Here is a 13,937-nt window from a genome sequence, read left to right as displayed (position 1 = left end):
GGTAATATTAATAATGAGCAAGTATTCTGTTCTATTTTCTGGGCAAGGTTCACAAAAAATCGGGATGCTTTCGAACCTAGCTAAAGAGTATGATCTCGTAAGAGAGACTTTTGATGAGGCAGCTGATGCACTTAATTATAATCTTTGGAATTTAATTCAAAACGGTCCAAAGGAAACTCTTAACCAAACATCTTTCACTCAACCTGCGTTATTGACCGCTTCTGTTTCTATTTGGCGTGTATGGAGAAAAAATTTCTATCATAAACAACCTTCAAGTCTAGCTGGTCACAGCCTAGGTGAATATTCTGCTCTAGTATGTGCTAATGTTATTAATTTTAATGAGGCTGTTAAGCTTGTTAAATTACGTGGCTATTTAATGCAAGAAGCTATGTCAGGAAAAAATATTGGTGCAATGTGTGCAATTATAGGTCTTAATGAGAACTTTATTCAAAAAATTTGCAAAGAAGCACAAAAAAACGATGAAATAGTTTCTCCTGCAAACTTTAATTCTCCTGATCAAATTGTCATTTCTGGTCATAAGAATTCTGTAGAACGTGCAGAAATTCTATGCAAAAAAGCTGGAGCTAAACGTACTGTAATGCTCTCTGTATCTGTACCTTCTCATTGTATGTTGATGAAATCTGCAGCTGACAAACTTGCTTTAAATCTTGAAAAGATTAATTTTCAATCTCCTACTATTCCAGTTATAAACAATGTCGATGTGCTCACTGAATTTGATTCTAGCAAAATTAAATCAGCACTAATCCGTCAATTGTATAGTCCAGTTCGTTGGTCTGAGATTATTCAATTAATAATTCGAGAAGGAGTCCATACATTTCTAGAAATTGCTCCAGGAAATAAGGTATTGAGTGGTTTCACAAAAAAGATTGTTAAGATACCTAAACCGAAAATAGCAATTATTAACGATATTGCTTCTTTAAAATTTGCTAAATCTCTAATTGATTAATAAAGGATATAGGTACATTCAATGAAGAATCTAGAAGGTAAGGTTGTTTTAGTTACAGGTGCTACTCGTGGTATAGGACATGCCATTGCTGAAAGTTTTATTAATTCTGGTGCAACTGTTATTGGTACAGCTACAACTGAAATTGGTGCTATTAATATTAGCAATCATTTTTCAAATAAAGGAAAAGGTTTTATTTTAGATGTAACTGATATGAATTCAATTAAAAAATTGATTCATTCGATTAATAGTGAATTTGGTTTAGTTGATATCTTAGTTAATAATGCAGGTATTACTAGAGATAATCTTTTAATACGTATGAAAAGTCATGAATGGGCGCATGTGATAGAAACTAATTTAACTTCTGTATTTAATCTTTCAAAAGCGGTATTACCTAATATGATTAAAAAACGCAATGGGAGAATTATTAATGTTGGTTCTATTGTTGGTACTATAGGTAATGTAGGTCAATCAAATTATTCTGCAGCAAAGTCTGGTATAATTGGTTTTACTAAATCTTTAGCAAAAGAAGTTGCCTCTCGAGGAATTACTGTCAATGCAGTAGCTCCTGGTTTCATTGACACAGATATGACAAAATCAATGAACTCTGCACATCGTGATAAAATATTATCTAGTATTCCTGTTAGACGCTTTGGGAAACCTATTGAAATTGCATCTGTAGTTGTCTTTTTAGCTTCTTCAGAAAGTTCTTATATTACTGGTGAAACTTTGAATGTTAATGGTGGGATGTGCATGGTTTGACATACATATCTTATAAAATCATCTAAATGCTTTGTTTAGTCAGGGACTCAAAAGAAACAGTTCTTAGACTATTAGATTATTATATTATGCGAAATCTAGACTCTAATAAGGAAAAAAAAAATGAGCAATATCGAAGAACGAGTGAAGAAAATTATTATTGAACAGCTGGGTGTGGATGAAGCTGAAGTTAAAAATGAAGCTTCTTTTGTCGATGATTTAGGTGCTGATTCATTAGATACTGTTGAATTAGTAATGGCCTTAGAAGAAGAATTTGATATTGAGATTCCAGATGAAGAAGCTGAGAAGATTACTACTATTCAAACAGCAGTTGATTATGTAACTAATACTCAGTAATATCTCTCCCAGGTGGCCTTCTGCTGGCCGCCTGAGTTTTCGACATATCTATAAGCCCCTAGCTTTAAAATCATTTCAGTTTCGGAGAGTAAGATCGTGTTTAAGCGTCGTGTAGTTGTTACTGGAATGGGTATGCTATCACCAGTAGGGAATAATGTAGAATCTTCTTGGAAAGCGCTAAAAATTGGACAAAGTGGTATTGTAAATATAGAACATTTTGATACAAAAAATTTTTCGACTCGTTTTGCAGGTTTAGTTAAAAACTTTAACTGTGAAGATTATCTTTCTAAAAAAGAATTGAGAAAAATGGATTTGTTTATTCAGTACGGTATCGTTGCTAGTATTCAAGCCTTAAATGATTCTGGTCTTATTATTACTAAAAAAAATTCTTCTCGTATAGGTGTCGCTATCGGATCTGGTATTGGTGGTCTTGGTTTGATTGAAGCTGGCTATGAATCTCTTAAAGAAAAAGGACCTCGTAGAATTAGTCCGTTTTTTGTTCCTTCAACAATTATCAATATGATTTCAGGCTATATCTCTATCATGTATGGTTTGCGTGGTCCTAATATTTCTATCTCAACGGCATGTGCTACCGGCCTTCATAATATTGGTCATGCTGCTCGAATTATTGCTTATGGTGATGCGGATATTATGTTATCTGGTGGAGCGGAAAAAGCTTCAACTCCATTAGGAATAGGAGCTTTTTCCGCTGCAAAGGCGTTATCTACCCGTAATGATGAGCCTCAAAAAGCTTCTCGTCCTTGGGATAAAAGTCGTGATGGTTTTGTTCTTGGAGATGGTGCTGGTTTGATAGTGCTGGAAGATTATGAACATGCTATGGAACGTGGTGCTCACATATATTGTGAACTTGTTGGTTTTGGTATGTCTGGTGATGCTTATCACATGACTGCTCCTAGCAAGGATGGTTCTGGAGGGGCTTTAGCCATAGAAGCAGCTATGCATGATGCTGGAATTATTGGAGAACAAATCGGTTATATAAATGCACATGCCACATCTACACTGGCTGGTGATATTGCAGAAATTAAAGGGATTAAACGAGCTCTTGGTAAAGTTGGATATCAACAAGTTCTTGTTTCTTCTACAAAATCGATGACAGGTCACTTACTAGGTGCTGCGGGTTCAGTTGAATCAATTATTACTGTTATGTCATTAGTTGACCAGATTGTCCCACCTACAATTAATTTAGATAATCCTGAAAAAAATTTATCTATCGACCTCATCCCAAATACTTGTCGAAAAGTAAATATTGAGTATGCTGCTTGCAACTCATTTGGTTTTGGAGGCACCAATGGTTGCCTAATCTTTAAGAAAATTTAATTTCGAGTTTCGTTAGTTTGGATGCACAAATGCATTGGGTAAATGGAAAACTAAGTAGTAGCATTTCAGTAATGGATCGTTCATTTCAGTACGGTGATGGATGTTTTACAACTATGCTTGTTTTTGAAGGAAAGATTCAGCATTGGGATATGCATGTAAAAAGAATGGAAGAGTGTTTACACTTTCTAAATATTGCCCTTCCAAATTGGGAAAAAGTTTATAAATGGTTAATGGAAGCTCGTCTAAAAAATAGAAAATCAGGATTAAAACTTCATATTACTCGTGGAAAAGGACATTTCGGTTATAATAGCCAAGGGATTGAATCACCAAATATCACTATTAGTCATTTCTTAGTTCCTAACCATTATAAAAGATTAATTCGTTATGGTTTAGAATTAGGCGTTTGCAATCAGAATTTAGGGATTAATCCTTTACTTGCTGGTTATAAGCATAATAATCGTCTTGAACAAGTATTACTAAAATTAGAAATTAATCGCCTTGGATTATTTGATGCCATAGTCTTAGATATTAAGAAAAATCTCATTGAAACTACAATTGCAAATTTATTTTGGGTAAAAAATAACATAATCTATACTCCTAGTCTTGAAAATGCAGGAGTGAATGGTATAACTAGACAGTTAGTAATTCAATTTTCTTCTTCAAAAAATTTAAAATTAATAATAGATAATTTTCAGTTTCAATGTCTTGATGATGCAGAAGAGATCTTTATAACTAATTCAATTTTAGGAGTTGTTCCTGTTATTAAAATTATTTCTAAGCATTATAATATTGGAAAGGTAACAAGATATTTTCAAGAGAGATTAAATCCTTGTTAAAAAAAATAATAGTATTGTTAGTTTTTTTTATAGTTTCCATTGCTGGTATTTTTTTTTATATTGGCAATCAGATTAATGTTTATTTACAACAACCTTTGCAAATTAAAGTTCCAGAAATTATTACAATAAAATCTGGAACTAATTTAAATAATACTTTAATCTTATTAACTGAAAATAATTGGATTTCTTTTAATTTTATTTCAAGATTATTACCTAGATTTCATCCGGAATTTTCAGATATAAAAGCAGGCACATTCCAGCTAAAACCAAGCATGACATTAAAAAAGGTTTTACAACATTTGGTTGATGGTAATGAATATCAGTTTTCAATTACCTTTATTGAAGGCACTCGCTTTGATGATTGGAGGGTAACATTGTTTTCTTCTCCATATCTGAAAGATACTATCTCTAATTTAGATGAGATAGAAATAGCGAATATATTAGGGATACAACGAAAAAAATTAGAAGGACTTTTTCTTGCTGAAACTTATTATTATACAGCAGGTACTTCAGATATTGAAATCTTAAAAAGGGCACATAGTCAATTAAATCAATTTATTAATTCTAAATGGTTAGATAGAAGTCCTAATTTAATCTTGAACACACCTTATGAAGCCCTAATCTTAGCATCTATTATTGAAAAAGAGACAGCGTTATATTCTGAGAAGAGACGCATTGCATCAGTTTTTTTTAATCGATTGAATAAAGGAATGCGGTTGCAAACAGATCCAAGTGTTATTTATGGTATTGCTAATAAATATAATGGTAATCTTAGCAAGGAGGACCTATATATTTTAACACCCTATAATACTTATCTAATTCATGGATTACCACCTACTCCAATAGCAATGACTGGAAAGTCTTCTATAGAAGCAGCTTTAAATCCTGAACAAACTGAATACTTATATTTTGTATCTAATGGTGAGGGGGAGCATATTTTTTCAAAAAATTTATTGAATCATAATAGAGCAGTAAAACAATATTTAAAAAATTAGATATATTTAAAATAATGAAAAAAGCAAAATTTATTGTTGTAGAAGGACTTGAAGGTTCTGGAAAAAGCACAGCCGTGAAGATTATTTCCACAACTCTTACTAATGCTGGCATTTTAAAAGTAAAAAGTACCAGAGAACCTGGAGGAACAAATTTAGCAGAAAAGATTCGTTTGCTTATTAAAGAAGAGCCGAAAAATGAATCTCTGCAAAATATGACTGAATTATTATTACTGTATGCTGCTAGAGTGCAATCAGTAGAACATATTATCAAGCCGGCTCTTTCAAAAGGAATTTGGGTTGTAAGTGATCGTCATGATATGTCATCACAAACTTATCAAGGCGCTGGTCGAAACATTTCATCAAACATTCTTTCTATGTTAAAGGAAACTATATTAGTTGATTTAATACCTGATTTAACATTTTACTTAGATCTTGATCCAAAAATTGGTCTTGAGCGAGTGTACTCTCGTGACTTTGGAAAAGTTGATAGAATTGAGAAAATGGATATTGATTTTTTTAATCGAACTCGTGAATGCTATTTAAAGTTAGCAAATGAAGATTGCAATACTGTTATAATTGATGCTGAGCAAAATATGGTTCAAGTAGCTAATGATATTAGAAATATTTTAAATACATGGTTGAACATAAGGTAATAAATGGAAAATCTTTATCCATGGTTAAAAGATATTTGGCATTATTGGAAGTTAAGTTTAGAAACAGCTCAATTCCCTAATGTTGTTCTCCTTAATAGTGTTCATGGTTTAGGCAGTGAACAGTTAATTAAGCATTTAACTCAAGTCTTAATGTGTTCTAACTATCTCGGTGATTATTGTGGTTTTTGCCATAGTTGTAAATTAGTGGAATCTGGTAATCATCCTGATTTTCATTTGATTTCTCCAGAAATAAATGGAGGAGGAATTAGCATCAATCAAATTCGATTTTGTAATAAAATTGCTTGTGAAACTTCTCAGTTTTCTGGTTTTCGTTTAATTGTAGTTATGCCTGCTGAAGCTATGAATGAATCAGCTTCGAATGCTTTGCTTAAAACTTTAGAAACATCACCATCAAATTGTATTTTTCTTCTAGTTTCTTTTAAACCTAATTTATTACTACCAACTATTAAAAGTCGTTGTCAATGTTGGAACGTTAGCATCCCTGAACATATGGTGCTTCTAAACTGGCTAAAATCTAAAACAAAAGAAGACATTCCTGGTTATACTTTGCACTTAAATAATTATGCTCCAATAGATATTTTAACTTTTATTCAAACTAATGAGTTAGAAACCTATTTAATGATTGAACAGAAACTAATTTCAGCAATGAAAAATGATCTAGAAGAATTAATAAATTTAACTAAGTGTTTATTAAAAGACCCTAATAAATATTTAGCATGGTTATGGTACTTATTTACCGATGCACAAAAATCCCACTTTGGATTAATTGATGAATATACTATTCCAGGTGCTATCCAGTTAAGCAGATTACTTAATTATAATGACCTTTATACACAAACAGCTAAGCTTAATTTATTAAGAAAAGAAATACGTTTACATCCAGTTTTAAATAAGGAATTATTAATAACAAATTGGTTAATAAATTTAACTAATGAAATATCTACTTAATGCTTTTCTGTCTAACTGATTCTTTTCTTAGTAACTGTGATCTATATAGTTACTTTGCAATTTAGTTTGATTAGCAACTAGCAAATTTGATAAATATCAATATATATTGATAGCTTTAAAAGATTAGAATCCGTTTCTAATATGTATTTCTTCGTTGATTACATGAATTGTTTTATATTCTTATCAACGACAATGGTGTTATCAGGAGCATAAAAGCATGTTTAAGAATTCTTTTGCTAATTTACAAAAAGTTGGCAAATCATTGATGTTGCCAGTGTCAGTTTTACCTGTTGCAGGTATTCTTTTAGGAATAGGAACTGCTAACCTTTCTTTTGTTCCAGATATGGTTTCTATTATTATGGAAAAGGCTGGTGCTTCTGTATTCCATCAACTTCCATTATTGTTTTCCATTGGAATAGCTCTCGGTTTCACGAACAATGATGGTGTATCAGGTCTTGCTGCTGCTGTTGGTTATGGAATTATGAAAGCAACATTAGACGTTGTTACAGTTTCCTTGATGCATATGGAAAAAATGGATACTGGGATATTAGGTGGTATTTTAGTTGGTGCTATTGCAGCTTGGGTTTTTAATCGTTTTTTTAAAGTTAGACTTCCAGAATATCTTGGTTTTTTTTCCGGGAAACGAGCTGTACCTATTATTACTGGTTTTTTAGCAATTGCATTAGGAATTTTATTATCCATAATATGGCCTCCAATTCGTGAAGCAATTGGTTATTTTTCTAATTGGGCGGCTTATCAGAATCCTGCGCTAGCCTTCGGCCTTTATGGTATCATAGAACGTGCTCTAATTCCATTTGGCTTGCACCATGTTTGGAATGCTCCATTTTTTTTCGAAGTCGGAAGATGCACTAATGCTATTGGTGAAATTCAAAAAGGTGTCCTTACTTGTTACTTAGTCGCTGACGAAACATCTCGTATTACAGGAGATGGTTTTGGTCAATTAGCTGGTGGATATCTTTTTAAGATGTTCGGTTTACCAGCGGCAGCACTAGCGATTGCTCATTCTGCTAACCCTCAGAATTATTTAAAAGTTTTTGGTGTTATGATTTCATTAGCTTTAACATCTTTTTTAACAGGAATTACCGAACCAATTGAATTTTTATTCTTGTTTGTTTCGCCTATGCTTTATGCTATTCACTCTTTACTAGCTGGTTCTGCATACGTTGTTACTAATGTTCTAGGAATAGTACATGGAATTTCATTCTCGCATGGTTTAATAGATTTTCTATTATTATCTGGTAACTCAAGAAATATCCTGCTAATAATTGGTATTGGTTTAGTTTATGCAGTAGTCTATTACTGCATCTTTCGTATATTAATTAAAAAGTTAGATATTAAAACTATGGGTCGTGAAAATAGTGAGGAATTTAATAATGTAAATTTACCATCGACTTCAGATATTGGAGGTAAATTAGTATCGGTATTTGGTGGAAAAGCTAATATTATTTCACTAGATGCCTGTATCACTCGGTTGCGTGTCTCTGTGGTAGATACAGACATCGTTGATAAAGAAAAATTGAAAAAACTAGGTGCTAAAGGTGTAGTTGTAGTTTCTGGTGGTGTTCAAGCTGTGTTTGGTACTAAATCTGATAATTTGAAAACAGATATGGATGAATGGATTAATAATAATTAATAACTTTCTTATTTAGAATTTATTAAATCTAAACTGCATTAAATATTACAGTCAATCCCTATTAAAAGCATATCCTATCTAAAAATTGACATAAATCTTTAGATAGGATATTTTTATCCCGTTGATTTTAGATAAGAACACTTCATTAATAAATGAATAAAGTATAATTTGGTGTTTTAGTTATAAAATATTGGTACAGTTGTGGAAATTGGAGTTTATCATTAGTTATTGGAGAAATAGTAAATGACAATTAAAGTAGGTATTAATGGATTTGGTCGTATTGGTCGTTTTGTGTTTCGTGCAGCACAAAATCGTAATGATATCGAAATTGTTGGTATTAATGATTTGATTGATTTAGAGTACATAGCATACATATTAAAGTATGATTCTACTCATGGTCGTTTTAATGGGACTGTAGAGATTAAAGATGATGAGCTTATTATTAATGGTAAGTCCATTCGTGTCACTTCCGAATCCAATCCCAAAAAAATAAAATGGAATGCTATTAATGTTGATGTTGTAGTCGAAGCAACAGGTCTTTTTTTAAGCGATGACACAGCACGGGATCATATTATTTCTGGCGCAAAAAAAGTTGTGCTTACAGGCCCCTCTAAAGATTCGACTCCAATGTTTGTCATGGGCGTTAATGAGTTTAGCTATTCTAATCAGGATATTGTTTCTAATGCTTCTTGTACTACAAATTGTTTAGCACCTATTGCTAAAGTTTTAAATGATAATTTTGGTATAGAATCTGGTCTAATGACTACTGTCCACGCGACTACTGCAACTCAAAAAACTGTTGATGGTTGTTTAATTAAAGATTGGCGTGGTGGACGTGGTGCCTATCAAAATATTATTCCATCTTCAACTGGTGCAGCTCGAGCTGTTGGCCTCGTTCTTCCAGAATTATATGGAAAATTAACTGGTATGTCTTTCCGTGTACCTACAGCTAATGTATCTGTAGTTGATCTAACAGTTAATTTAGAAAAATCTACATCTTATGAATCTATCTGTGAAGTAATGAAACAAGCATCTGAAACTACACTAAAAGGTATTTTAGGTTATACAGAGGATTCAGTTGTATCTCAAGATTTTCTTGGTGAGATGCGAACTTCAGTTTTTGATGCTAAAGCTGGAATATCTTTGACTGATAACTTTTTTAAGATTATATCTTGGTATGATAACGAAATTGGGTATTCAAATAAGGTGTTAGATTTAGTTGCTTATATATCAAAATAATGCAAAATACATATTTAATATTAATTATACTTATGATAAAAAATAATCCTATAGAATAATTGATTGTGAAGCATGAAGTATTTTAGTCTATCTAAAAGATAGATTATAGATTTTTTTATCTTCGAATTTTAATAAGGTCTAATTGATATTAAAGGTACTAAATTAGTTTAGTACTATTAGTAATTAGCATGATTTTCCTTAAATTTGATTTACTTATTAATAGGAAATTTATTAGTTTTTATTAGTGAAATAAAACACCTGAAAATTTTAGTTATAACTAGCTTATTTATTATTTAAATTTATTCCATTCTAGCATATTATAGATATGAATGAACTAAGCTAATTAAAGATTCTATCCTCTTAAATAGGTAAGAATTTATAATGTATATAGATATATAAATTCTATTATCTCAGTGAACTAGATTTTTAGAGTATTATGTTGTTCTAAATTAATTTAAGGTTTTTAATGAAAAAAATATATACATATATAACAGTAATCATGTTTTTATTCTTGTCTAAACCTACTTTCTCTAAATATCAGCTTGATAATTCTATATCTACTATTAGCTATGCCTCAATTAAAAAGCAATATATTGTTGAACCAGCTACTATTACTACACTAACAGGTTCGATTAATGAAGAAGGTGTATTTCAGGTGAATATTTCTCCATTAGGAATCGATAGCTTAAATCCAATTCGAGATAAAAGGTTAAATGAATTATTTTTTCAATCGAATAAATATCCTAATATTGAAGTATCAGGAAAAGTTAATTTATCAGAAATTGATTTTATGCCTATTAAAATGACCATTCCTGCTAATATTACATTACTAGGCAATACTAAAAAAATGCAGATACCTTTATTAATTATTAAATCAAAAGATTATCTCAGTGTTTCCTCTACAAATCATATAATTATTAATTCTGATGATTTTTCTATCCCTATTGATAATCTAAATAAATTAGCTGAGACTGTTGGAGGAATTCCTATTTCAAACACGGTTCCAGTAATTGTAAATCTTATTTTTAAGGCTTTATAAAAAAGCTTTTAAAGCTTGCTTAAAATACTCACCAAGAAGTAAAACAATTTTGATCTTGTTTAATTAATTATGCGTTAATTTAAGATCATCATTAAAAAGAAAAGTTCTACTTGGAACGTTTAATATATTATCAAATAATTCAAATTTAATTGTATTACTTTTTAAGTAGAATACGTAGGATTACGCATAACATGTTAAAATAGATAATATAATTGAATTACTGAACTATTTTTGAGGTTCTAAAATAATGCAAGTTACCACAGAAATTCTAGGAGCTTTAAAGCGTCGTCTAAATATTACTGTTCCAAGTTCTGATATTGAAAATGCAGTCATAGCTAAATTACACGATATTACCAAAAAACGCCATTTTAATGGATTTCGTCAAGGAAAGGTTCCAATTAAGTTAGTTGATAGAATATATGGAAAAGCAATACGTCAAGATGTAATTGATAAAGCTATGCAACATTATTTTCTAGAAGCTGTAATAAAAGAAAAAATGAATCCTGTTAGTTCACCTATATTTTTTCCTATAACAGATAAAAAAGGTGTACCATTAGTATTTATGGCTACCTTTGAGATTTGCCCAAAAATTGATCTTAAAAAATTAAATAGTATTCTTATTGAGAAACCTATAGTTAAAATTCAAGATTCAGATATTGAAGAAATGATTTATACTTTGCGCAGGCAGCAGGCTGATTGGGTTGAAATTAACACTGTTGCTGAAAAAGGTAATCGAGCAATCATTGATTGTATAAGATTTATTGACAATCAAGAGATTGAAGATAATAAAATTAAGAATTTTTCAGTTGAAATAGGTATAGATCATAGAATTCCTAATTTAGGAGAAAATATAATTGGTAAAAAAGCAGGAATGACATTTAATATTGAAACTAGTCTTCCTGCAGAGCATTTTTTAGAAGACTCAAATCTTAAATGTGAAAAAGCTAAATTTCAGATTAAAATAAAAAAAGTAGAAGCATGTAAACTTCCAGAAATGAACAGTGCATTTTTTTCTAAGTTTGGTATCCTAAATGGAGGTTTAGAAGCTTTAAAAATTGAAGTGTATAAAAATATGAAACGCGAACTGAAACAAGCAATTAAAGAGTCTATTAAAGAACAAATTGTTGATGGTTTGATGGCTACTAATGAACTCAATATGCTACCTAAAGTTCTTGTTGATAAGGAAGTGTCTTTTCTTCGTCATCATCTCATATCTGGCAATTCCAATGAAAATAATACAGTATCAGTAGATAAATTACCAATTAAATTTTTGGAAAATAAAGCAAAACGTCGAGTAATTAGTGCTCTTATTCTTTCTGAAGTAATAAAATCTGAAGAGCTTAAAGTTGATAAACAAAAAGTGCAGACCTTGATGGAAGAACTATCAATAGCCTATGAAAATCCATTAAAAATTATTAATCACTACAAAAATAATGAACAGATCATGGCTAATATACATAATCTTGCTCTTGAAGAGCAAGTTATTGAATTTATCCTAACTAAAGCAACTGTATTGAATAAAAATATATCTTTTAATCAGATAATGAATAGGTAAAAAGGATATTACTCTTTAACAGAAAAGGATTGTTCTTTAGTTAATAAATCTTATTGTTAATAGTATATCGTTTTTATAAATATAAATGATTTGTATTTAAAAATAGATTTTGAGTTATTTTACTTATAGGCTTTTTCAAGTTACATTCTTCTTTTTTATATTGCTTGTTGACACTTATATTTTTCAATATTAATACACTATAAAACAAAACCAGGAGAGTTTAGCGAATGACAGATAATAACAAAAATGGCAATAGCAAGAAGCTGCTATATTGTTCTTTCTGTAAAAAAAACCAGAATGAAGTTCGTAAGTTAATAGCAGGGCCTTCAGTTTACATCTGTGATGAGTGTGTTGAACTTTGTAATGAAATTATTTCTGAAGAAATTAAAGAAGTTTTAACTAATAAAAAACAACCTAAAGCTTTACCTACTCCTGAAGAGATTTGCGGATATCTCAATGATTATGTTATTGGTCAAAGTTATGCTAAAAAAGTGCTCTCCGTTGCAGTTTATAACCATTATAAGCGTTTACAAAATTCTGAAATCATCCCAGATGGAATAGAATTAGGGAAAAGTAATATCCTACTTATTGGTCCTACAGGAAGTGGGAAAACCTTGCTTGCGGAAACATTAGCTCGTTTTTTAGATGTTCCTTTTGCTATAGCAGATGCAACAACATTAACAGAGGCCGGTTATGTTGGAGAGGATGTTGAAAATATTATTCAAAAACTATTGCAAAAATGTGATTATGATGTATCAAAAGCAGAGCTTGGTATTGTATATATTGATGAAATTGATAAAATCTCTCGTAAGGCTGAAAATCTTTCAATTACTCGTGATGTATCAGGAGAAGGTGTTCAACAAGCACTTTTAAAGCTTATTGAAGGAACAGTAGCTTCAGTACCACCACAGGGAGGTCGAAAACATCCTCAGCAAGAGTTTCTTCGAGTTAACACGTCTAAAATATTATTTATTTGCGCAGGTGCATTTGCTGGATTGCATAAAATTATTGAAAAACGTGTTATAACTGGTTCAAATATTGGATTTGGACCTGAATCTCGCTCAAAAGATGAAATGGTAAAAACAGTTGATGAATTATTTGCACAAGTGCAGCCTGAAGATTTAGTTAAATACGGTCTTATTCCAGAATTTGTTGGAAGACTTCCAGTAACAACAACATTGACGGAATTAAATGAAAATGCTCTAATTCAAATTTTATGCGAGCCGAAGAATGCACTTATCAAGCAATATTCTGCACTTCTTAAATTTGAAGATGTAGTGCTTGAATTTCGTAAAAATGCATTGCGAGCTATTGCTAGAAAAGCAATGTCTCGTAAAATAGGAGCCCGTGGTTTGCGCTCAATTCTAGAAAATATTTTACTAGAAACAATGTATCAATTGCCATCGGTAACAGATGTTAGTAAAGTTATCATTGATGATACAGTTGTAAATGGTGAGGCTGAACCTATATTGATTTATAGCCATTCAGCTCACCAAACAGCAACTGCCGAATAAGTCTCAAAAAAAGGAGGTTTTAAATTCCTCCTTTTTATTAAATATCAATTAAAGAGAAGAAAAAT

Annotated in this window: 13 protein-coding genes; all 13 read left to right on the top strand. The window is 31.0% G+C overall.

The genetic code is table 11. The features are described 5' to 3' along the window. Positions 1 to 13: 13 nt before the first annotated feature. The 13 genes from fabD to clpX all read left to right on the top strand — a co-directional run bounded on the left by fabD (position 14) and on the right by clpX (position 13,872). Positions 14 to 967, top strand: coding sequence for an ACP S-malonyltransferase (gene fabD / locus O1U_RS00435; RefSeq protein WP_016503444.1), 954 nt, complete (start codon positions 14 to 16; stop codon positions 965 to 967). A gap of 21 nt (positions 968 to 988) precedes the next feature. Further along, complete coding sequence (gene fabG, locus O1U_RS00430; RefSeq protein WP_016503443.1) at positions 989 to 1,726, top strand: 3-oxoacyl-ACP reductase FabG; 738 nt, start codon at positions 989 to 991, stop codon at positions 1,724 to 1,726. Between the two features lie 120 nt (positions 1,727 to 1,846). Next, complete coding sequence (acpP, locus tag O1U_RS00425) at positions 1,847 to 2,080, top strand: acyl carrier protein (protein ID WP_016503442.1); 234 nt, start codon at positions 1,847 to 1,849, stop codon at positions 2,078 to 2,080. Between the two features lie 96 nt (positions 2,081 to 2,176). After that, positions 2,177 to 3,418 carry a beta-ketoacyl-ACP synthase II gene (gene fabF, locus O1U_RS00420; protein WP_034411416.1) on the top strand — a complete coding sequence of 414 codons (1,242 nt, stop codon included), beginning with the start codon at positions 2,177 to 2,179 and terminating at the stop codon, positions 3,416 to 3,418. 29 nt (positions 3,419 to 3,447) lie between these two features. Then, on the top strand, positions 3,448 to 4,254 hold the full coding sequence (gene pabC, locus O1U_RS00415; protein WP_016503440.1) for an aminodeoxychorismate lyase: 807 nt from the start codon (positions 3,448 to 3,450) through the stop codon (positions 4,252 to 4,254). Continuing rightward, positions 4,248 to 5,249 carry an endolytic transglycosylase MltG gene (gene mltG / locus O1U_RS00410; protein ID WP_016503439.1) on the top strand — a complete coding sequence of 334 codons (1,002 nt, stop codon included), beginning with the start codon at positions 4,248 to 4,250 and terminating at the stop codon, positions 5,247 to 5,249. Before pabC ends, mltG begins: the two co-directional genes overlap by 7 nt. A gap of 14 nt (positions 5,250 to 5,263) precedes the next feature. After that, a complete protein-coding gene (tmk, locus tag O1U_RS00405; protein ID WP_016503438.1) occupies positions 5,264 to 5,902 on the top strand; it encodes a dTMP kinase in 639 nt (212 codons plus the stop codon). Between the two features lie 3 nt (positions 5,903 to 5,905). After that, a complete protein-coding gene (locus tag O1U_RS00400; protein ID WP_016503437.1) occupies positions 5,906 to 6,871 on the top strand; it encodes a DNA polymerase III subunit delta' C-terminal domain-containing protein in 966 nt (321 codons plus the stop codon). 217 nt (positions 6,872 to 7,088) lie between these two features. Further along, positions 7,089 to 8,525 carry a PTS glucose transporter subunit IIBC gene (gene ptsG / locus O1U_RS00395; protein WP_016503436.1) on the top strand — a complete coding sequence of 479 codons (1,437 nt, stop codon included), beginning with the start codon at positions 7,089 to 7,091 and terminating at the stop codon, positions 8,523 to 8,525. 243 nt (positions 8,526 to 8,768) lie between these two features. Next, entirely contained in the window at positions 8,769 to 9,764 is a 996-nt protein-coding gene (gene gap / locus O1U_RS00390) for a type I glyceraldehyde-3-phosphate dehydrogenase (RefSeq protein WP_016503435.1), read from the top strand. A gap of 466 nt (positions 9,765 to 10,230) precedes the next feature. Beyond that, on the top strand, positions 10,231 to 10,803 hold the full coding sequence (locus O1U_RS00385) for a YceI family protein (RefSeq protein WP_016503434.1): 573 nt from the start codon (positions 10,231 to 10,233) through the stop codon (positions 10,801 to 10,803). 247 nt (positions 10,804 to 11,050) lie between these two features. Then, positions 11,051 to 12,358, top strand: a complete 1,308-nt coding sequence (gene tig / locus O1U_RS00380) for a trigger factor (RefSeq protein WP_016503433.1) — start codon at positions 11,051 to 11,053, stop codon at positions 12,356 to 12,358. A 227-nt stretch (positions 12,359 to 12,585) separates the two neighbouring features. Then, complete coding sequence (gene clpX, locus O1U_RS00375; RefSeq protein WP_016503432.1) at positions 12,586 to 13,872, top strand: ATP-dependent Clp protease ATP-binding subunit ClpX; 1,287 nt, start codon at positions 12,586 to 12,588, stop codon at positions 13,870 to 13,872. Positions 13,873 to 13,937 lie beyond the last annotated feature (65 nt).

This window comes from Candidatus Photodesmus katoptron Akat1 (assembly GCF_000478685.1).
In the GTDB taxonomy this organism is placed as follows: domain Bacteria; phylum Pseudomonadota; class Gammaproteobacteria; order Enterobacterales; family Vibrionaceae; genus Vibrio; species Vibrio anomalopis.
The sequence above is the reverse complement of the archived record's forward strand: the minus strand, read 5'-3'. Positions and strand labels throughout refer to the sequence as shown.